8 protein-coding genes are annotated in these 24,694 nt (G+C 34.1%); all 8 read right to left on the reverse strand.

Annotated features, from left to right (window positions below; genetic code table 11):
• Positions 1-170 precede the first annotated feature (170 nt).
• Positions 171-923 carry an HNH endonuclease gene (locus Q0W26_RS06015; protein WP_298523380.1) on the reverse strand — a complete coding sequence of 251 codons (753 nt, stop codon included), beginning with the start codon at positions 921-923 and terminating at the stop codon, positions 171-173.
• A 290-nt stretch (positions 924-1,213) separates the two neighbouring features.
• Entirely contained in the window at positions 1,214-2,032 is an 819-nt protein-coding gene (locus Q0W26_RS06020) for a hypothetical protein (RefSeq protein ID WP_298523381.1), read from the reverse strand.
• A 63-nt stretch (positions 2,033-2,095) separates the two neighbouring features.
• Positions 2,096-3,145 (reverse strand): hypothetical protein, encoded by a 1,050-nt coding sequence (locus tag Q0W26_RS06025; RefSeq protein ID WP_298523382.1) that lies wholly within the window; start codon positions 3,143-3,145, stop codon positions 2,096-2,098.
• A 141-nt stretch (positions 3,146-3,286) separates the two neighbouring features.
• Positions 3,287-8,452 (reverse strand): Ig-like domain repeat protein, encoded by a 5,166-nt coding sequence (locus tag Q0W26_RS06030; RefSeq protein WP_298523383.1) that lies wholly within the window; start codon positions 8,450-8,452, stop codon positions 3,287-3,289.
• A gap of 73 nt (positions 8,453-8,525) precedes the next feature.
• Positions 8,526-10,742, reverse strand: a complete 2,217-nt coding sequence (locus tag Q0W26_RS06035) for a right-handed parallel beta-helix repeat-containing protein (RefSeq protein ID WP_298523384.1) — start codon at positions 10,740-10,742, stop codon at positions 8,526-8,528.
• 69 nt (positions 10,743-10,811) lie between these two features.
• A complete protein-coding gene (locus tag Q0W26_RS06040) occupies positions 10,812-16,202 on the reverse strand; it encodes a PQQ-binding-like beta-propeller repeat protein (RefSeq protein WP_298523385.1) in 5,391 nt (1,796 codons plus the stop codon).
• Between the two features lie 39 nt (positions 16,203-16,241).
• The gene (locus Q0W26_RS06045; protein WP_298523386.1) at positions 16,242-21,899 is read right to left on the reverse strand and encodes an Ig-like domain repeat protein; all 5,658 of its coding nucleotides are present in this window, start codon (positions 21,897-21,899) and stop codon (positions 16,242-16,244) included.
• A gap of 20 nt (positions 21,900-21,919) precedes the next feature.
• Positions 21,920-24,520 carry an Ig-like domain repeat protein gene (locus Q0W26_RS06050; RefSeq protein WP_298523387.1) on the reverse strand — a complete coding sequence of 867 codons (2,601 nt, stop codon included), beginning with the start codon at positions 24,518-24,520 and terminating at the stop codon, positions 21,920-21,922.
• Positions 24,521-24,694: the final 174 nt, after the last annotated feature.

Raw genomic sequence — 24,694 nt, forward strand, 5'->3', positions numbered from 1 at the left:
ATAATTAATATAATATTTTATTATTTCAATTATATAAACTTATCATGCCAATTTAGTAATTTTAAATTCCTCCCCAGCATTTGGTTCCCAATAATACATAACCAATATAACCAAAAAAAGCATTTAAATAGGACATGTACAATCTAACGACATGTTCATCTAAAAAGATTTTAATCCTTTTGAATTAAATTTGATTTATTTAAATTACAATCTTGACATAATGTTTGCAAATTGTCTAATTCATCAGAACCTCCTTTACTCACAGGTATGATATGATCTACATGCAATGTTGCTCCATCTGATTTCTTTGCCCCACATTCAACGCAAGCATAATTGTCTCGTTTAAATACCTCATGTCTCAATCCTCTTGGAATATGTGTTCGTTTTCTTTTAGATTTTTTATTTTTGCCTTCATTAAGCCAATACTCCTTATAATCTTCCTCAAAACAATATAATAATGGTAAATTTGTCCATTCAAATGGTAGCCCTCTCCGTTCTGTTTCATCGGATACCTCTAAAGTAGTAAAAATACTATTTAACATGCATCTAATTGATTTTGTTTTACCCCATTTAGGAATTTCATATACTCCATCCAATCTTAGCAAATGAAAACCATCATATTTATCCTGACATATACACAATAGATATTTCCACCGATTATCATCATCCATACCTAATAAATCTCGTAATTCTTTATTTTTTTTAACAACTGCCATTATTATTATCTTATTATGAGTAGGAAAACCGCCAGTAAAAAGTTTAAAATCATTATTATTATTATTCATGTAAATATCATGTTCAATACTACTTAAAAAATCAAATTCACCCAAAATTAATATGTGATTATCTTTTAACAATACTTCTATTTCATGTATAACACCATTAATATCTAAAAAAGATGATTTTCCATTTTTACCTTTCATAATTAACCCTCCGAAGTTTAATTTTTAAAATTTCTACTAAAAACCTGTTTAAGATGAATTTTTAGTGAATAAACACGCTTCATTCCCACAAGATTATCATTTATATTATTCTTTTTAATGTTAATAAAAATTAAATTTAATCCTTTTAATTCTACCAAAATGATTATAATATTGACAATACATTTTATTCTATTTAATCAGTTCTCGTAATACATAGCTTAAAAAATTAGTTTTTCAATATCTGAACCCTAATTGACAGTATACAAAAGAAAAAGAAGTTAACAAAAGTGTTAACTTGAATATAAATCTGTAAAAATCCATGACGGATCATATGCTATGATGTAACCATCCTCACACCAGATTGACCTTACATTACCTGAAGTTGTATCAGCAACTGCAGCGGGATCCCTGTTAATCCAGTTTCCTCCAGTATGCTTTTTATGCTTCAGCCTTAATCTGATGTGACCTGTTCCTGAAACCCTGCATTTGACATGGACAAACTGAACATCATAACCTAAGCTTTTAGCTATTCTGTAATACACCTGTCCCCAGTCCACACAGTTGGAACCTTTACCTGCCTTAGCGTCCGTTATTGTCTTTTTGTCTGTTTTTTGTGAATCGAAGTATTTCAGGTACAATTTGATTTTAGCTATTACTGCTAAAGCCTCATCTATGGTGTTTCCTTTGAAGTTGAATGTTTTGACAAAGAGATTCATTGTGGAATCATTGTAATCCGGAAGTTTGGACATCCTATATACAATTGCAGGAAGCCTTCCATTTGCTTTAATATATGCCTCTGTCCTTATGGCCATGTCCACATATTCGGCCTTGTCAATTTTAATTCCATCTTTTAAAGTTACATAGTTTGGAAGGAAATCCAAAGATTTATTATCTTTGATTAAATCCATCACATATATTGCGACCAGTTTATTATTGCCCAATTTCTTTGCTTTCTTTTCTATATCTGTGCAGCTGCCTTTCAATGTTAGTATCTGGTAGTAATCACGTTTTTTGTATTTCTTTTTGTTTTGAATCAACCAATAACAAATTGAGTTCATGGCTTGACAAAAGCTTGTCCAACTAATATTATCTTTTTTATTATCTGACATATTATATTATTTATATATAATAGCTATTATATGTATTGTATCCACCCTACAAAAACATGATTATTATAACGGCTTTGAGATAACCTTCACCTTGCCATTTACAATTTTCCAATCATACCTTCGATAAAGCGATACATTGCTCATAACCTTAATATACTCCAGCTTTAAAAAGTCCGGATTGTCCTTGTAATAGCTTTCCCATGTCTTGTTTTTTCCACGGCCATGCAACAAATCAATACTGTCCATAGCCAAGAGATCACCTTCCAAGGTTCCCTGACTCAGGTATGTTGAGTTGAACTTACGAAGCATATGAGGGCGAAGCCTTGCATACCCGCCAATCTCTCCAAAGCCCAGATAGTCATTGAGCACTTTGAACTTGTAATTGACATGGTTTAACTCATACTTTAAAAGCGGACTTTCCAAATCAAAGTCCTCCTGCTTTAGCTTCACTTTGGCAATCCTCTGCACGCATTCGGGATTGAGGAATGTGTAGTAGGGCTTATCGGTCTTTTGTCGAAGCAGCTTGCAGGTGCATACCACATTGTTTTTTCGTGACAGATATTTCATTGCATCTCTAAAATCGTCTTTTTTGTGATACATCCTTGTTCCTTCAAAGAATGTCCGGTTGGTCATGGATTTGGCCTCACACCTAGTTGTACCTGATGAAATCATCACCAATATCCAGAGCTTCAGATTATCATCTGCAAACTCTAAAGCTAACCTCAGTTCATCCTTGGTTGGCAAATCATCAAAGCTTATTACATCGTTTCTGGCAACATGTTTACTGTTCAATGGCGGAATAAAAGGTATCTTTACCCTATTGTAATGGTAGAATGTCTTGATTTTTGATATTGAGTTTGGTATTGTGCTTCCTATATTGTTTTTAATCAGATGGTCTCTAAATGAGATTATCCTGTCATATATGCTTAATCGGTTTTCCGGAATGTTGTTTTCCTGTTCGGTTATTGCTTCTGCCAACAGGTCGCATAGACTCATGTTGTGGAATGTTGTGTATTTGTTGAATGTTGTCTTGTATGATTTTTTAGATCCAACACTATGACCTGATTTTATGTGAAAATCATCTATCAAATCCTGGTCTCTAGTAAAATACATTTTCATAACCTCTAAATTATTTTCGATTGATTAAATATGCATCCAAATGTAAAATGCATTTCGTAATATTCTAGTTATCCACCAAGAATATATAAGTTATGTTACTGTATTGATACCTGAAACAGAAAAAGAAATCAGATACTATCTTTTAAACTTTATAGTTCTTTTAATAGTATCCTTGCCATAAGTCACTTTATAAGTGTATTTTTTACCTGCTTTAAGCTTTTTGTAGACACTTTTTTTAATTGTAAATGCTGCAACACCTTTACTGTTGGTTTTAACCTTAAATGTTTTCTTGTTGAACTTCAAAGTCACGACCTTATTTTTAAGGTATTTACCGTTCACTTTCTTCAAGCTAATTTTGATTTTAATCTTTTTTGATGATTTTTTGAAATTGAGATTATTGGCCTTTAAAATGGATTTGACCACAACCTTATTTTTAACAGAAACACCACCATAACTTGCTGTTACAACATAGGTTCCAGGCTTGAGATTTATTTTAAAAGAGGCGTAACCGTTCTTATCGGTTTTGACACTATACTTTTTACCGGCGATGGTGATTGTCACTTTCACACCTGCCCCAACAGCCTTGCCACTTGAGGTATAAGCCCTGACCTTGAAACACTTGTTTTCACCATAGTTCTGGGTTAAATCATTATTATTCATCAATCTGTTGAATATAAAAATTGAATTGTATGCAATCTCACCTGTTTTTGGGTTGATTGCCTCAATAACATACCTGCCGGGATTCAGGTTGATGTTCAGCCTTGAAATGCCGTTAGGAAGAGTTGTTGCAGTAAATGACCTATCACCAATCCTGAAAGTTACCTTGAAATTGCCTATTGCCTTACCTTCACAGTCAAGGAATACTGCAAAGTATTGGGATGATGTACCATACTGTTTGGTAACGTCAATGCCCGATACGGTTGATTTTACTTCAACGGACACATTCAAATCCTTAAAGCAATACCTTTCAGAGCCATTATACCTTATTGATGCTGTGTAGTTTCCGACATTTAAATTAAGCTTCAGATAAACCTTGCCTTCACCATCAGTTGTAATCTGATATTCCTCATTGTTTAGTTTAACATGGATGATTTGATTTTCCAACGGGTTGTTGCTTGCATCGGTTAAAAGGACTTCCAGCTTCTGATTTCCTTTATAATACATTGTGATGTTATGTGAAATCAGAGCAACATCAATTATCTCATCAACCCTAAATGAACCGCTTGTGCTTTGAGATGTGTAATTTTCATTGCCTTTATAGAATGCCTCATATGAATAGACTCCGATTGGAAGTCTACCAATGACCAGATTGCCTTTGCCGTTGCGTATGACCACATTATATTCTCTAGAATTGAGTTTAACGCTTACAGTACCATTCAAACCCTCATCATTTGAAGTTAATCTAACACTGATGGAAACCCTCTCATTTACCACCACATCCCTGATTTCAACAGATAATCTGGTTTTCTTTTGAGAGATATTGATTATGTAAGTTGTATTTGACGGATTGTAATTGTTATCCCCCGGATAATATGCCTTAACTGCGTATACTCCAGTATCCAGTGGTGAAATATACCACAATGCTATTGCCTCATCAATTTCCTTATCCCTTGAAGTGTAATATCCAGGCATGCTGAATGTAACATGACCTGATGCTTTAGGCGAGAGATAGGCATAAATCAAAACGTTTTCACCAAGTGCAGCATCCGCCTGTATGAAAATTTCAGAATCCGCTTTGGATACTTTAAAGCTGGTGGAATTAGAAGAACTGATATAATATGTATCCCCATTATAAATGACAGTCAGATTGTAAATGCCAGCATTTAAATTATCCAATGACAATAGTGCCTCACCGTCAGCAATTTCTATTGTTTTTGTGATGTCTCCAATTGTAAATGTCACGTTTCCTGTTGCGTTGCTGTCCAGTTTAGCAGAGACATTGAAAGCATCACCATAAGTTATATTAGCCAATTCCAGAATTACCTCGCTTCTTAAATCCTTGATATAAAAAGTGGAATTTAAAGAATTCGGATTATAATTTCTATCACCATCATATGTAATATTGATAATGTGGTTTGCTCCACCGATATTAGGTACAAATAAAACCGCCTGATTATTTTCAATTTCAACAACAGTTGACTGCCCATCCAAAATAAATATTACATTACCATAAGTGTTATCAGACAGCGTCAATGTAATGTTTGCATCCTCACCAGAAATTACATTACTGACCGCCAAATCAAAAATTGAATCAGCCTTATCAACCTTAAACATAACTGATTTGACTGTTGAGTTGAAATAGTCATTAGTATAAAATGCATTTAAACAATAATCATCAGCATCAATATAAGAAACAGTTATTTGTGCTTTTCCATCACTTATATTAACAATTTCACTGAAAACACCATCAACTGTAAAATTAACACATCCTTTGACGTTTTTATCAAAACTTGCAGTAAAAACCAAAGGAGTACCATAAGTCTCATTAGTAGCAGTGAGATTAAACAAGATCTTTTTAACTTCCAGAATATTGGTTATTGTTTGATTTTTATAACTTGCAGTGATTGTATAATTGCCTTCATTTAAGTTTAGCTTAATGTATCCATAACCGTCATCATCGGTAGTGATGTTATACAATATGTTTTTGAAGTTTATTGTTACAACTCTTGACGGCAATGGCACGCCGCTTGGTTCAATCAGTCTGAATGTGTAGTTAAAGTCATTATGTTCATATGAAGTTACGTTTTCACTCATCAGGATAAATTCATCAGCAACACCAATTGTAGTATTCCAGCCAGCATCCGCCCAGTAATCATCACCCTCATAATAGACATAAATATAATTAGTTCCCTTATCGTAATTGACCGGGAAATTAGCCTCACCATTGGTGAGATTCAAGCGATAAACCTTATAATTAATATAAACACTGACTTCACCAGTACAGTTCTTATTACCAGTTTTGACAAGGATGTTTCCTTTAAAAGTGATTTCATTATAATTCACTTTTACATTTAATGTTGTCGGATATTTCAATACACTAAAAGAATGGCTTGAAACGGCTTTTGAAAACTTGGCATCACCGTCAAAAACCAGCTTCAGATTATAATCCCCTGCCCTAAGGTTAGGTATGGTAATGTTTGTAGTAGTGTCATTTAAAAATATCATGTAATTATTGCCGTTAATATTTAATATAGCCTCTCCTCTTAAATCATCCGGATTAACTGTGATTTTAACGGTTTGAGTTTCACCTAACATAATGTCCGGCGCTGTGATATTAAATACCGGTTTGTATTTCTTGATTTTTAAAACACCACTGACATTAGTGCTTTTGAAATAGGCGTTTTCCACATAAGATACTGTAATGTTGTATTCACCTTCACCAAAACCTGTTAAAGCTATCCTATTTTCCTGATTGTCATATAAATAGATTACCTTTTTCCTTATGCCGTTAATGTATAGCACTGCAGTTGACTTGGAGCCTGCAGGATCAAGATTGACATTGAGATAATAGCTTTGATCTATGAAAAACTCAGGAATGGTTAAGTTCATGTATACGCTTCGCTTATTAACAGTGACTTTTGATGTATAGTATGATTTAAAATAATTACTTGATCCATTATATGATACTTCAAGGTTGTAACTTCCAGGATTTAAACCGTGTATTGTATAATTTGCATGACCATTTTTGAGTGTAATATTATATACATTATCACTAATAAAAATCAGTATTACACCGTCAGGATTCATATTATCCTCACCTTCAACATTAATATCAATGTTTAAATCATCCATATAACTTAAATTACTGTTTACATTAACATCAATGTTTGTTTTGATTTTACCCACATCAACCTCTATGATTTTGGAAAAATCATTTAAAACAACAGGAATAAAATACAATCCTTTAATGTGAGTGTCACTGAAAGTATAAGTAAGCTGACCCGTAAAAGTATAATTTTCCTCATTAATTTTAATATCAGTTTCAGGCACTAAATCCAAATTCAAAGTTGTTTGTGTGTTTAACATCCATTTAAGTTGAATATCGCTTGATTCACTAATGTTTAAAGCAGAATATTGTGGTGTGATGTTTAAAACCAGCCATGAATTTACCTTCTCATCTAAATTTAAGGCACCTGTGGCATATGGGTTTTCATTTGAGCCCCACCAGTTGTTGTCCAATGATATGATTTCACCGCTGGAGATATAAACATCCTTTGACACTCCTTCAAAAGGAACATTTCCCAAAAAGAGATTATAAGTTAAATTCAATTCACCTGTACTGTAGATTGTTGGTGAACCTCTACTTGGAATTGAATACACGCCAGTGTTGTTTCTAAAAATGTTGCTATATGCTGTGAAGGTTCCTGCATTATAAATGGCACCATAAATATATTGGAAATTAGCTTTGGAGACAACATTATCCTCAACTATGGATCGGATTAATTTGAAGTTGCCTGTATTATATATTACTCCTCCTCGTGATTCCTGTGAAGAGCGGGAATTGACAATTAAAGTGTTATCAATTGTCAAATCACCATTGTTGGCAATTACACCACCATATGAAAAATCATCACTCAAAGATTTTAAAAATTCTGAATGATTGATTATTAGTTTTCCGTTGTTGTAGATACTTCCACCATAGGAGAACAATCCTGAGGTGGAATGAGCGATATTTGAGATGAATTTTGAGTTTATTACTGTTAAAGTACCATCATTACTTATTGCACCACCATAAATGTTTTTATTGTTGTTGCTGTAGTCCAGGACATTGTATTTGAATGTACAATTGTCAAGTATGACTTCACCGCTTCTGATTTCAAGAGAAGATCCGTAAACTGAGTCAGGATAATTAATACCGTAAGATTCAGGAGACTTATATGCATTAACAAAGACCATATTTTTAAAAGTGACCTTAACATTGCCTGTAACTGTAAACAGATAGTTTTTGCCTTCACCATCAACAACCGTGTTGTTTCCAATGAAATTCACTGACTTTTCAATGATTACTCTTGTATTTTTATCACCAGCATATGTGTCGCTTGTTAAATAGATATCTGAACCGTTATCTGCATTATCAACTGCCTGACTAATTGATTTAACAGGAGTTGTAATGTTACCTGTGTTTAAATCATTACCTGCTTGATTATCAACATAAATTGATGAATCATGATTTATATCCTCCAATTCCATCGTATCATTCACTTCAGCGCTTACTGCTGAAATGCTTAATAGTACTGTGAATATGAGGATTATAAGTATTGTTTTTTTGAAAATCTTTAACACCTCAAAATTTATCGCCAATATTTTAAATTATGTTAAAGATGATATATAAAAATATTGAAAAAAAGAAGTATAATTAGTCAAATTTCTTTGACTAATCGAAATTTGAATTTTTACGTTTATATCCTGCAATTATTAAAATCAATGCAGCAATCACATAGAATATTGAAGGTATAAACTCAGTTTTGGTTAAATCTTCAAGTTCATATGCTTTTTTAGAAACACCTGAAGACCCACCACCAGATTGTGACCCTCCGACTAATGATTGGATGCCTGCATCAGATGGAGTTGCATCAGTATTGTTAGACACTATATCTGATGAAACATCAGTTGTGGCTTGTGATGATGAATTACTATAAGATTTAGAATTAACTCCATTACTATGAGAAATTCCATTGTTAGCGCCCTTACGGTTATTATCATCATTAATGACATTAGTATTTTCATTTGTATGAGTATCCTTATGTTCACCATCAGTATTTCCTGTTGGATTATCAATAATTGTTTGAGTATACATTTCACTATTCTGTGAAGATGTACCTGGAATTATTGGGTTATAAACCGGTTTGTTGTTATTACTTACAGGATTAATGCCTGATCCATCAATAACATTTGAAATACCATTATTATTAACCGGAGTAATATAAGAATATTCCTCACCATTGTCCAGATTATTGTTTAGATTTGCAAAGTAATCGAAAGCCCTTATGACCTGATTGTTTTGAAAATTGATATTGTCATGTCTTGACAAATCACCATAATTAAAACCGTCATAGCCGTTTTTTGCGTTTTCATTATAAGAAACTAAAAGATTATTTGCCACAGTTGAATCCTTGGAATCCAACAGATACACTGACTTGTAGCCGTCACTGAATACTGTATTGTTCTGTATGCTGTAGGTATGATCGCCGTCTGTGGATTGGCGGTAACTTACTCCATAAATATTATCATCAATGTTTACCGGACCGACACTGTGCACTTCAATGATATTGTTTTCAACAGTTGAATTGGAATCCTGTGTTTCCACACCTGCAACCAAAGCCCATTCATGAGTTCCTGCAAGACCTGTAACGTTAATGCGATTATATGTTATTGACAATTCAGTATTTCCATAGTAGTTTTGAGAGTAAATCCCAATGTTTGGACCATTGGAAAATGAATACAAATCATTTCTTGTAATGTTCACCTTGCTAATTGGTCCTGAAATCTGAATAGGATATGCAGTTCCTGCAGCCAGTCTTCCACCTGTTGTTACAATTGAGATTTCATTATATCGTACAGTTAGATTATTTAAATTATAAATATCCATTCCGTATAAATAATTGTCAAGACCAGGATATGTGATAAAATCACTCATGTAAATTGAATTGTTTTCAATTAATGTATTATCACACTTACTAATCAGCAAACCATCTAAAGTAGGATACAATGAATCTTGTCTGTAATTAACCTCTGAAATAATAGTATTGTTGATGAACTTTAATTTATTGCAGTTTTCAACACCAACACTGAGCACAAAGTCTGAATCCAGGGTGGTGCCATGAGCACCATGATTGACATCCTTTAAAGGCAGGGATGTTGTGATTGTGTTGTTTTCCATTAAAGAATCCTCATAGTTGATTACTTTTATGGCGCAATTATAAACATTAATGTCATTGTTGTGGCCTTCAAAGTTGATTTTAGAGTTAGTCAGTCTCAAGTTCCTTGAAGACATCCTGTCGCCAACACCGCAAATCGCATAAGCCTCACAATTATAAGGCACGTTATAGTTGATGTCAAGATTATCCAGATATATATTATTAGTATTGAATATTATTACCGCACCATCATTATCGCTTAAATCACAATCCAAATCAAACTTAAGATTTGACATTGAAACATTATCTCTGCAGATATCAAAAACTGTGTTTTTGAAAACCGCCCCATCACCGTTAATAGTGATATTTTGAGCATTGATTGACAACTTACCTAGATTACTGAAAGTGCCCTCAAAGACAAAATCCATATTGTCATAATCATCTTCAAGATTACTGTCTTTGAAATATGTTGCTATATTTTCAGGAGTAATATAGATTGTCTTATTTTGATTTACATCCGGTTCATCAGGCGCATCAGGAATATGTGGAACTTCAAGAACAGAATCATTGACATTGATGTCTGCTTGATAATCATCTGAAATATCCTCAAGAGCCAGATTATCAGCACTGATACTCTCTTGAGAATCATCAACCACACCAATATCGCTTGCATGAACCGCAGATAATGCCAACAATAACACCAATCCTAAGATCAATTTCTTCCAGATTACCAAATCACCTCCTAAACTTTTAAATGATTAAATAAACATGATAATATTAAAATAATAGAGGAGTAAAATCCTCTATTTAAATTTTATAGTCTTTTTCACATTGTCTTTACCGTAAATCACTTGGTAAGTGTACTTTTTACCAGCTTTAAGTTTTTTATATATGCTGTTTTTAATGGTAAATGTCACAACACCTTTGCTGTTGGTTTTCGCATTAAAGGTCTTCTTGTTGAACTTCAAGGTTACGGCCTTGTTTTTCAGGTACTTCTTGTTAACTTTACTTAAAGTAACTTTGATTTTAACAGTTTTAGCTGACTTTTTAGCATTGATGTTTTTGGCATTTATAATGCTTTTAACAGTCACGGTATTTTTGGTTACTTTACCATTGTAGGATGCTTTTATTGTATATTTTCCAGGTTTGGCAGCTATCTTAAAGCTTGCAATTCCTTTGCTGTTGGTTTTGACATTATAGTTTACACCATTGAAGCTAATTGTCAGAGTTTTGTCTGCCAGTGGCGCACTGTTTTGAGTCAGCTTAACCTTGTAGTATGAATTGCTAGTGTATAAAACTGTGATGTCGCTTCCTTTTAAAACAGGATTTTGAGCAGGCTTAACAGCAAATGTTACAGTTTTACTAGCTTTATTAAACCTCAAATCCCCATTATAAGTAACATTAACATCATAACTGCCTGCCGGCAAATTAGGAATAACTTTAACTACAACCCCATCTGCAATTGCCTCATTATAATTAACTCCATTAACAGCAAATGAAACACTGCCTGTTACCTGACCATCCAGATTGATGGTGATGACAGTATCCTCACCTTGAATTGTGCTTGATACTTTAACATCCAAATCGATATTTTTCAAAGCACTTTTAGATAATGCAAACACTTTATTATCCTCAGAAGTTACATAAATAACCCCATTATTGTCCATTACCGGCGAACCGGTGATTTTGGATTCCAAATCCGATTTCCATAAAACATCACCACCAGATGTGATTTCATAAAAGAAATTATCACAGCCAAAGTATAAATTATCATTTAAACCAATCAGAACACCTGAAGTAACGTTTAAACTGGAAACCAGATATTCCTTACCATTTGAAAGATCATACCTGTAAAGGTTGCCTCTGGAATTTGTAGCGTATAAGAACTCGCAATCCAACAATAATTGATTGCCTGCACCGCCGGTTAACTTGGTTTTCCACAACTGAGATCCGGTCAGTGAATATGCAACAACACAATCACCCAAAACCGCATAGACAATATTTTCATTTACAACAGGACGAACAGCCCCATAATCGCCTGATTTGATGAACCTGGTTTTTAATGTCTTGGCATCAATAACCCACAATCTGGAATCTGTCAGGACAACAACAATATCCTCCCCGATTACCGGAGATGTTAAAGGAGCATTCTTACCCAAATCAAGCATAGTTGGAGTTCCACCAAACTCCCACAACCCAAACGGAATAATCACAAGTTTATAAGAACCGCTTGTAACCTGATATTCACTTGAAACATAGATATTTGCCTTATCATCCATTATTGGTGAAAAAATACTTGACCCCTGATAGAAATTGGAAGAACCGTATTTTTCACCTGTTTTCTGATTGATGAAAAACAATGTGTCGCCTGATTTTGGAACAACCACAACCTCACGACTCATGGAAATTCCTGAAAAATTACCGATAACATCCCTATCGGTGAAATTCCACCTCAAAACACCATCACAGGTAAAAGAATAGACCGCATCCACAGTTGAAAAGTAGATATTGCCCTCATTATCGATTAAAACATCACCGACAATAGTTTCATTAACAGGTATTGTGAACAATATTTCCCCATTGCTTGAACTGGCATATGGTGATTTGCCGGTGTTTTTTGCATCAAAGCCGCTGTTCGGCCATTGGTCTTTCGGATATTCCAGAACACTGAATGAAGTGGAATTTGAAACCGTATTATAGTTATTGCCCTGATAAACTGCAGTGAGGTCATAGTCACCGATTTCCAAATCAGGGATGATATAGCTTATGGTACCGGATAGTGGAATTGCTATTATATCACCATTAATTGTGAAATTGCCTGTGGTTTTAGCCGGGACTTTAATGAATATTACAGCGTCCTGGCCGATCATGATATCGGCTGATGATATCTCAAAGGTCAAATCCGCCTTGCTGATTGTAAAAGATGCAGATTCAGTCCTGTTGAAGTAAGTATCGTCTCCAGAGTAAAAGACATTGACTTCTTTAAACCCGGCTTCAACGCCTAAAAGAGTAATATTTGCCCTGCCGTCTTTGACAATGCTTGAATTGGTGATTTTGCCAATTGCCGCAGTTAAATTGCCTGTGGCATTATCATTTAGGATAACTTCAACAATGACTGCCCCTCCATAAACAATATCCCCAACATGGACGCTCATTGAGGAAACAAGATTGTCAACTTCAATGAATCTGTAATCCCTGCTTGTGAGATACTTATCATCACCATTATAAACAGCAGTGATTCTGTAATCCCCGCGCCGGATGTTTTTAATGGTGTAATTTGCCTTGGAATCGTTTAACGGTAAAGTTATAGTGTTGTCGTTGACTGTTATTGTGACATTGCCTTTAGAGTCTGATGGTGCTGTGACTGTTAAAAGCAAATCATCATCGACTACGATTTCCCCGATTGTTAAAAGAGTGAATGATTCATATTTAGAAACCTTAACCTGAGATTGGATTATCTTGTCGAGATACTTTTCATCACCTGAATAAACGACAGTTATCACATAGTCATTCGCTTTAAGACGAGTGAAGTTGAAAAGCAAAATGCCATCAGCAGATTGAGTCTGAGTAAAGTTGCTGACTTTGACAGTGACATTTCCAGACAAATCATTTGGAAGGTTAACTTTAACGATTAAATCATCCCCAAACATAATATTATCATTTGAAACATGAATATTCGGATTGGATTTGATGAAATTAAACCTGACGGAAGTCAAAACAGATTCATAACTGAAAGTCAACTCACCATCGCCCAATGCAGTCAACATGAAGTAGACATTGGAATTGGACAGGGTCGAATTAACGGAACTGCCATTTACCTGCATGACACTTAATTCAATATCCCTGAAATTATATTTGGTTGAAGTACTGTTTTTAAACATGTAAAATCCAACATTGACTGTTGCCATCTGATTGATTTCCAAATCACAAGTGTCGCCTGTAGCATTTAAAACCAGCCAGGCATCAATGTCATTATATGGTTGGATTTGGTAATTTTCTAAAGTGGATCCCCACCAGTTTCCGTCCAAATCATAGGATTTGGCATCCACAAGATTTATGTTATTCAGTAAAATGGAATCCTTTACATTAATATAATCGCAGACTGCAACATTCAGATTATCCAAAATAATTGAATTTGAAATTTCAATATTACTTGCGTTGAAAACAACCTCTTTTTGATTATTTTGAACAATACAATTGGAAAGAGAAACATTGCCGCCTGCAATCAGATTACCTGAGAGATTGGAAATTTCCAGATTCTTCAAGCTCAATACTGCATTATTTTTAAATAATGTCAAATTAGTTAGCTTGGCATCATTTTCACCTTTCAAGGTCAAATCATAATTCAGGACAATGTTTTCAGAAAAGTCCCCATCCAAAAGAATGATGTTGTGACAATACCTCGCCAGTTCAACAGCCTTTCCTATAGACCGGACAGGTGATGACCTTGAACTTCCATTGTTGTTATCATCACCACTGCTTCTAGACACAAAAATATACTCACGTGTGCTTGTCAAGGTCAATTCATTTGACTTGACATTGGAAATTGTCGGAATGACATAGACATTGCAGATGTCCAAATCACCAAACTCCAAATCAAAAACTGTTGAATTTACCGTTTTAGCATACCTGCCGTTGACATAAACATCATAAAGGGTTCTGTCCAGAATATCTGATTCATAAAATGAAGGATGAACCAATTTAACAGCAATATTTAAAGTTGCCTTATCGTTACCTACATTGACAGTTGTTAGATTCAGATTGGAAAATTCAATGGAATTGCCTACGTATTGATTTCCTGAAATCTTGCAGGCAGTTCCAATCACCTTAACATTCAATACATCTCCCGCACGGGTATGATTGATGAAAGTGTTATTTGTGATATAAATGTCGGGTGAACCGTAACTTCCGGCCTCCCAGGCACAGATTGCAGTACCGATAGATGCGCTGTTGGCAATGAACAGGGAATTTCTAATGTCAATGGATCCGACATCCATAAAAGAAATCGCACCTCCACGACCGGTACCTGTAGTGGACAGCTCATCCAAAGCCCAGCAGTTATTGTTATTGTCCTTAAACAAACAGCCGTCAACATACAATCTTGGAATACCGCTGTACTGGCAAGCCCCAATTGCACCGCCACCATTGTTGGTGGTACAGTTATTTCCAACAAAAACAGTATTATAGATATTTACGATATTATAAACATACAATGCTCCACCGTTCCATCCTGCAACATTATCAGTGAAATTGGAATCATATATTGTTGTGTTACCTTCACCGTAAGTGGTTATGCCTCCTGCCCAAGCCTGAGAACGATTCTTATAAAATTTAGTATTGTAAATTAGAAGCTTACCCCAGTTCATGACACAGGTGGAATGCTCATAGCCATAATTATATGCAAAATAGCAATCCCTCAAAATCACGGATTGCCTGCTGTAAACGTTAATGCAACCTTTGGCAACTGTACAGTTGATGATGGAACAATTGTTCAAAATCGCCTTGCCTTTCCTAACATGCATAATAGATGCAGAACCTGCCATGGACTGGATGCCATCAAAAATACAGTTATCAAACTCATACTCCCGGTTACCTGCCAAATCCATGACCAATCCTGCATTGGTGTTTAACGTATGAACCCATTTAAAGGTAACATTTACAACGTTCATGCCACATCCGTTGTTTTCAGGAACAACAATAAGAGCGTATTTAACATAACGGTCCATATTATCTTCATAAGTTCCCACAATAGGAGCGACATCACCAATATATGAACCCTGACTGCCAATGATTTTAACATTGTTGTTGATTTTGATTTGCTTGTTTACATCATCAAAATCAGAAGGATAAAAAACAGTATTTTCCTTCAATCTGAGCGTATAATCCTTATCTGTTAAAGAACAGTAATACTGCAGTTCATCCCAATCGCTGACTATGATTTCATCCACTTCACTTTCCAAAGACTCATCAGAAGCATTTAAATTGCTGACTGCATCAACTACATCACTTTCTGGACAATCCCCTGAATCATCCAGACTGGAGACGACATCACTTTTTAAGGAATCCTCTGATAACTCCAAATCCGTATCTTCCTGCGTTAAGGTAATGTTATCGTCAACTTCACCTGCATCTACGCAGCTAACTCCCAATAATAAAAGCAAAAGGATGACAAAACACAATGATTTTAAATCCATAACTACTATCTCCATTTAAACGGAACTCAACAACAACCCCTATTTTTTAACAGTGATTTTCCTATTGACACTATCCTTCAGATAAGTGACTTTATAAGTATACTTCTTACCTACTTTAAGCTTATTTAAAACACTTTTCTTGATAGTGAAAGTCGCAACACCTTTTTTATTAGTTTTAACCTTGTATGTTTTACCATTGAATTTTAAAGCAACTGTTTTGCCTTTAAGATATTTATTGTTAACTTTCTTCAAGGATACTTTAATTTTTAAGGATTTTACAGACTTTTTAACATTTAAATTTTTAGCTACAATAATGCTTTTGACAGTAACCTTTTTAGATAATTTGACATTGCCATAGATTGCACTAACAGTGTAGGTTTTAGGAGGCAAAGTAATTTTAAGAGAAGCATACCCGTTATTATCGGTTTTAACAGAAACTTTATTGCCATTGACTGTAAATACTACTGATTTACCGGCTAAAGGCAAATTGTTTTGTGTTAATCTGACCTTAAAGTAAGATCCACTTGTATAAAGCATGTTAATTGCATTTCCTGTCAATTTAGGATTGACAAATGCCACTGTGCAATTCTTATCAAATGAACAATACTTGTCATCACCGGAATATATTATTCTCACATTATAATTGCCTTCGGACAAGCCTGAAACCTGAATTGTTGCTTTGCCATTAGCTAACTTTTGAACATACTCACGATTAGCGACTTTTAGAGTCAGACTGCCCTTTGCATCACTTGGAAGGCTAATTGAAACTGAACTTTTATCACTGGAAACAATATTCATAACAGCAGCCGGCTTAATGGTAAAATCAGCACCGAAAACACCGCCATTAAATCTCTTATCACCGGAATAAGCAATATTTACATGATAATTCTTGGCTGGCAAATCAGACAATGATTTGACTACTTTTCCATCTGAAATCATTTCATTGTAGGAAATTCCTCCAACAGTAAATGAAACATTTCCGCTAGCTTCAAAGTCCAATGTTATAGTCATGACGTTATCTGTAACTTCAACACTGAAATTGGAATCCTTCAAATCACCCTGACTTAAAGCATAAATCCTATTATCTGAAGTTCTAATATAGATTGTACCTTCCCTATCCATTACCGGGTTGCCTATGATTTCACTTCCAATATTGCATTTCCATAAAACATTTCCACGGTTGTCAATTTCATAGAATAGATTATTGCAAGCGAAATAGATATTGCCGTTGTTTCCAATCAAAACGCCTGATGAAACATTCAAATCAGAAATTAAGGATTGGACACCATCCACAAGACCATATTTATACAGATTGCCATTTCCGTTAACTGCATATAATCCCTCATCGGAATCTAAAACTAATTGGCTTACATTGCCTGTTACTTTTGTTTTCCATAGCTGTGAACCGGTATTGGCATAAGCAACAATGGAATCTCCTAAAACTGCATAAACAATATTGCCTTCACCTATAACCGGACGGACATCAGCATAATTGCCTGATTTTATGAAAAGTGATTTTGAAGTCTTTAAATCATAAACAACCAATCTGTTTTCACATAACACAACCAGAATATTATCATTCAAAACAGGTGAGGCGATAGGTTTATTGCCGCCTAAACTAAGCAGTTTAATTGCACCTCCGCTGGCCCAGGATTTATATGGAACAATGACCAGATTATATGAACCTGTTGAAACCTGATATTCGCTTACAACATATAAATTAGCATTGTCATCTATAACCGGAGCAAAGGCACTTGATGCCTGATAGATATTGGAAGAACCGTATTTGCTTCCACCATACTGATTAATGAAATACAGTGTGTCTCCTGATCTTGGTGAAACGATTACATCACGGCCTATTGCAAGGCCTGAAAAATTACCTTCCATACTTTCTGATGCATAAAACCATCTCCGATTTCCGGATTTGTCAAAAGAATATATTACCTCAGCAGTCACAACGTAAATATTACCTTCACTATCAATTACAATATCATTAACTATTTCACCACCAATATCAATGACCGTTGCTATTTTTCCATTAATTTGACTTTCATATGGTGATTTAGCCGTATTTTCACTATCCCCACCATTATTTGACCATTGAGGATGAGGATATTCACTAACAGTAAATGAAGTGGAATTTGCTACTGTATTATAATTGTTTCCATTATAAACTGCAGTAATCTCATATTCGGCAATTTCCAAATCGGATAATGTGTAATAGACATCACCGGATAACGGGATATTGATTACGTCCTCGCCGATTGTAAAAGTGCCCTCGGTTTTTGGAGGGACTCTTATATGCACAACAGCATCCTGACCGATTTTAATGTCACTGGAATCAATAGTGAAAGTTAAATCCGCCTTGTTGATAGTGAAATTGGCATATGCTGTTTTATTAAAGTATGTATCATCACCAGTATAAAAAACATTGATTAGCTTATCAATACCTGCATTTAAATCGGCTAAGGAAATATTGACTTTACCGTCAATCACTTCTGAAGTATTGGACACACCATCAATTGTTACTGTAACATTACCTGTCGCATTATCGTTTAAGATGACTTGAACAAATGCAACTTCACCATAAACAATATCCTCAGCAGTTATCTTCATTGATGAGTTTAAGTTATCCACTTCGATTTTAGTGGACATGCTGCTTGTGAGATACTTATCATCACCATTATAGATTGCTCTTATTACATAATCGCCCCTAACAACATTTTTCATGGTATAATTGGCAATGGAATTATTCAGAAGCAAAGTGTGAACATCCTTATTGATGTAGAGAGTTACATTGCCTGTGGCATCACCATTAGTTGTTATTGTTAAAACCACATCTTCCCCAACTTCAATTGTACCAATTTCCAAACGGGTTATTGAATCATATTTCAAAACGCTCACTTGAGCATTCTTAAGTTGTGAGAGGTATTTTTCATCACCGGAATAACTGACAGCAACATCATAACTATCCGCCTTTAAACCATTGAATATGAAAATGTTTGAGTTTGAAATATCTTTTGTCTGGGAATAATTTCCAATAGTAACTGTTAGATTGCCCTTCACATCACCAGGAGCAGTAATCTGAACTGTTAAATTATCCCCTACCATAATATCTTTGGTTATAATGTTAATGTTTGGATTTGATTTTAAAAATTCAAAATTAATTGTAGTTTCAATATTGTTGTATTTGGCAGTCAAACTAGCGTTATCCAATTCAGTTAATCTAAATGAGATTTTTGATCCTGGAGTTGTGATATTTTCACTTGAAATACCATTTAAAGAGATTAAATCTAAATCGATTACAGGTATGTAGCCATATTTGGTGTTATTGTTCAAATAGAATTCAAACAATACTGAAGCTGCCTGATCATACTCCAAAGAACTCACACTAGTTGTAGCATTTAAAACCAGCCAATTATTGATATTTAGACTATTTGGTTTAGCCACATCTTCTTTGGTGTTTCCCCACCAATTATAATCCAGATCATAACTGCCACTGCCTTCGATGATCCCAGTATTATTCAATAGAATTGAGTTTCTAATACTTGTAAAATTATTGCTTTTAACCAGGACTGCATCATTATTATTGAATATTGAATTAGAAATCACTGCATTATTGGCCTCGATTATTCTATTTACATTATTGTCTGTGAAAACACAATTGTTGATAATAAGATTTCCTGTACTTTGTTTGATAAATGAATCACCAGTTAACTTATTAATATTCATGTTTTTAATAGTGAAATCATTAGCATTGACCGTAAATGAAGCTCCATCGGTGAATGTTGAATTTCCTTCACCTTTAATGGTGACATCATAGTCAACAGAAAGGGATTCGCTGAATTCCCCATCCATAATCAATATGTTTCCACAACTTAAAGCAAGTTCCAAAGCTCTTTTAATGCTTTTTACAGGATTTTCTCTTGAACTTCCATTGTTGGTGTCGCTACCTAAACTTTGAGAAACAAATACATACTCACGTGTGCTTGTCAATGTCAATTCGTTTGATTTGACATTGGAAATGGTCGGAATGACATAGACATTACATATGTCCAAATCACCAAACTCCAAATCAAAAACTGTCGAATTTACCGTTTTAGCATACCTGCCGTTAACATAAACATCATAAAGAGTCCTGTCTAAAATGTCCCTGTCATAAAAGGAGGGATGTGATAGTTTAGCTGTAATCTTTAATGTTGCTTTATCATTACCTGCGCTGACAGTGGTTAGATTCAGATTTGAAAATTCAATGGAGTTTCCCAGATACTTATTGTCCAAAACTTTTAATGCTGTTCCTGCAACACGAAGATATAATGTATCCCCTGCACGTGTATGATTGATGAATGTATTGTTTATTATATAAATGTCTGGTGATCCGTAACTTCCCTGATCAATAGCGCAAATTGCAGTACCTATAGACGCACTGTTGGAAATGAAAGTTGTATTTCTAACCTCGATTGAACCTTCATCCATCAGGGAAATGGCACCACCACGACCGGTACCTGTAGTGGACAATTCATCCAATCCCCAACAGTTATTCGCATTGTTTTCAAATAATGAATTTTCAACATAAATATGAGGTGCAGATACATGCTTACATGCTCCAATCGCACCACCACCATTATTGGTGGTACAATTATTGCCAACAAAAATTGTATTATAGATTGTCAGATAACTATAAGTGTATATCGCACCACCATTCCAGCCGGCAACGTTATCAATGAAATTGGAATCATAAATGGTAGTATTTGCACTGTAGTGAGTGTGAATTGCACCTGCCCAAACGGAAGCCCTGTTCTTATAAAAAGTAGTATTGTAAACAGTTAATACACCACAATTGTTGATACATCCCGGTTCTGTTCTGGCATAATTATTCTCAAAATAACAATCCCTGACAACCATACGGGCAGTTCTAAAAGCATTCGGGTCATATACGCTAACACAACCAAAATCAGTAGTACAGTTGACAAAGGAACAGTTTTCCAAAAGGGCATCTCCTTTTTTAAGATATACAATGCTGGAATGTCCTAAAGCAAGGTTAATGTTTTCAAAAACACAATTTTTTATCTCATTATATGCATTTCCACCCATCTGAAGGAAAACAGCATCAGGATTGTATATTGTGTAAATCCATTTGAAGGTAATATTTTCCAAAGTGATACCAATTCCGCTTCCATCCGGAACGACAAAGGGCATATAATTAATATAATCTCCATCATCAATGTAGTTTTCACCGGCAGGATGAGTGTCTCCGAAATATGAACCAGAACTACCAATAATTTTCACATTATTGTTGACCCTGATTTGTTTATTAATATCTCGAAGATCAGAAGGATAGAAATTTGTATTTTCTTTTAATCTAAGTGTATAATCCTTATCACTTAAAGAACAGTAATACTGCAGTTCATCCCAATCATTAACAACTATTTCATCATCCTCGCTTTGCAATAGATTAGATTCTAAGAGTTCTTCATCATCAGAGGAACTGTCTGAGGTTAATGTATTATTTTCATCTTTTTCTAATGAAATTTCATCCTGTGAGTAATCATCACAAGGAATTCCTAAATCATCAGATGAAATATCTTCTGTAATTGTGATATTGTCATTAACATCTTCATTTGCTGATGCAACACCCATGCTTAAAATTATGCATAAAAGCAAAATGAAAATAACTGATTTATTTTTAAGATTCATGAAAAAAACACCACCGTAGATTATTTTTTTATTGTGATTTTTTTGCTCACCACATCTTTTCCATAAGTAACTTTGTAGGTGTATTTTTTACCGACTTTAAGTTTGTTAAAATCATTCTTTTTAACTGTGAATGTTGCAACACCTTTTTTGTTGGTTTTAACATTATATGTTTTGCCATTTAATTTTAAGGTAACTTTTTTACCGTTTAAGTATTTGTTATTTACTTTTTTCAAAGTTACTTTGATTTTAAGTGTTTTTGCTGACTTTTTAACATTCATGTCTTTAGCAGATACAATGCTTTTGACAGTTACTTTATTAGTTTTCTTTACTCCCAAACAAGTAGCAGATACTGTGTATGCTTTTGTTTTTGGAGGCAAATCTATTTTGACTGATGCATAACCCTTATTATCGGTTGTTGCAGTTGATTTTTTACCATTGACAATGAAAGTAACAGTCTCACCAGAAACAGGTTTTCCATCAATGGTTACACATACAGTGTATTTTGAACCACTAGTGTACAGCATTGAAAAGTCTTTAGCAGTTATTGTTGGTTTTGAAAGTGAAACAGATGCATTTGAGACTGCTTTTTCATATTTGCTATCGCCTGAATAAGTTATAATTGCATCGTACTTGCCTGGAGCCAAACCATTAATACTAAGAGTTGCACTTCCTTTCACTAATTTTTGAGTGTAATTTTTACCAGCGATTGTTATGGTTAGATTACCCGTAGCATCACTCGGTAAGACTAAGCTAAATATCGGAGTATTGGTTCCCGCAGGAGTTTCTATGCTTAAAGTAGTATTGTCTAATTTAAGATCTACTTTTTCAGCGGTGATTATCTCAAATTTGCTTTGTGGAACATATTTGTTATCACCTGAATAATCAATTGTAATTTTATTATCTCCTTCAATGAATCCATATACTTCAATTTCAGTGGATTTTGAAGCGTTTTCTGTGAAATTATTGTCTCCAACAACAACAGTTACAGTACCAGTTGCATCTTCAGGCAATTCCACAAGAATTGTTGTATTGCAGCCTACATTAACTAAACTGGAAACGATTGAATCAAAAGTAAAATCAGTGACTTTTGAAATGACTAATTCAGTAGCTCCATATGCATGAGCATGATTAATTAAATCATTTAAAAATACCTTGATAGGATATTTACCTTCAGTTAAAGTATCTTTGATTTTATAAGTGAATGAATTAGTTCCATCAGTTGTTGCATTATAAGTTTTATTGCCAACAATAATGTTTAGAATGCCGTTTACAGGCTGATTAAATTTTATTGTGATATTTTCATCATCCCCATAATATATGCTAGGGGAATTCAGCTGCATATTTATAGTATTAAAGTTTAATGTAATCTTTTCATGGTCTAATTGTGCAGTTACAGAATGACTGGATGAATTACTAGTATATCGTGCTTTAAATGTACCATTTACTAATATAATGTTATTTTGTATTTCACCAGTATCTGATGATAATGTGACAGTCATTGGATTGAAGCCTTCAATTCCTTCTTGAGTATTGTCGTTCCATGTTAGTTTGCCTATGATTTCGTATTGATTATTTCCAATATAATTTTCGTATACTGAAAAAATTGCATATCTTGTTATTTTTGCAACATGAACACCACTTGTTCCTGATCCACTTGGAGTTAATAGATAACCTGAAAAGACATACTCTGGAATGTCATTCTGACTGAACCATGCTCCATCAAAAGTGATATTTTTATTAGTATATGTTGTCCTTGCAAGACTGTTTAAATCTTTATTTATAAAAATACAGTTTTTAAAATAAACAAATTTTTTTCTCTCTTTTAGTTCTCCTGAAAATAGATAACCATTAAATCCCTCAAAAAGACAATTAACAAATTTTGCATTATATTCTTGTGCACCCGTGATTCTAGAATTTTTAAAACCAATGAAACTACAATTATTAAATGTTCCCTGGTTGGCATTTCCTGAAAATGGATAGAAAAAAGGCCCCATATATTCATTGATAAATTTTGGATGGAGTGATGCATCAAAAGTAATATTATTCATTTCAAAATTTCCTGAAGATGACATTAATTGTATTGCTTTTGATGTGGAACTATTAGTACTTTTAATAATGACTTTGCCAGTGATTCCTTGAATTACTAAATTTGATGTATTGAATTTTAAAATTGTGCCTAAATCATAAGTTCCATTAAAAATGTTTACAATTATTTTATTTTCACCACTGGTATTGGTTGATGCTTGGCTTAATGTTGCAAATGGATTTTCATAAGATCCATTTCCGCCGTCAGAAGTAGAATTTTGACCAACATATATAACTCGAACATCAATATCACCCAACAATTCATCACCATCAATTTCGCTAAATTGTGATTGAATATCCCTATCAGCAATGCTACTTAAATTAGATTCAGATATTCGTGTATTCTCATCAACAATGTCACTTACATTAGATCCAGTTGTTTGTGTTATTGTATCTTCATTAATTTCAATTGCATCATTTTGATTTGTCTGTGTTATTATATCTTGGGATGTTTCATTGTCTGCTGCTGAAACAGCACCAACTGAAAATATAATTGAAATAATTAAAATCAGCAAAAATAATTTTTTAAAATTCACAACTCCCATATTTCTCCTCCTTTTAAATTTGATTTGAATAATTGATAATTATGATAAACATGAAAAAAATAAAAAGAAAAAAATAGAGAAAAAATTTCTCCCTATTTTTTAACTGTTATTTTTGCTTTTTGGTTTATTGCTTTGTAGTTTGAGTTACCTGCAAATTTAATAACT

The organism is uncultured Methanobrevibacter sp. (assembly GCF_947169325.1).
Classification (GTDB): Archaea; Methanobacteriota; Methanobacteria; order Methanobacteriales; family Methanobacteriaceae; genus Methanocatella.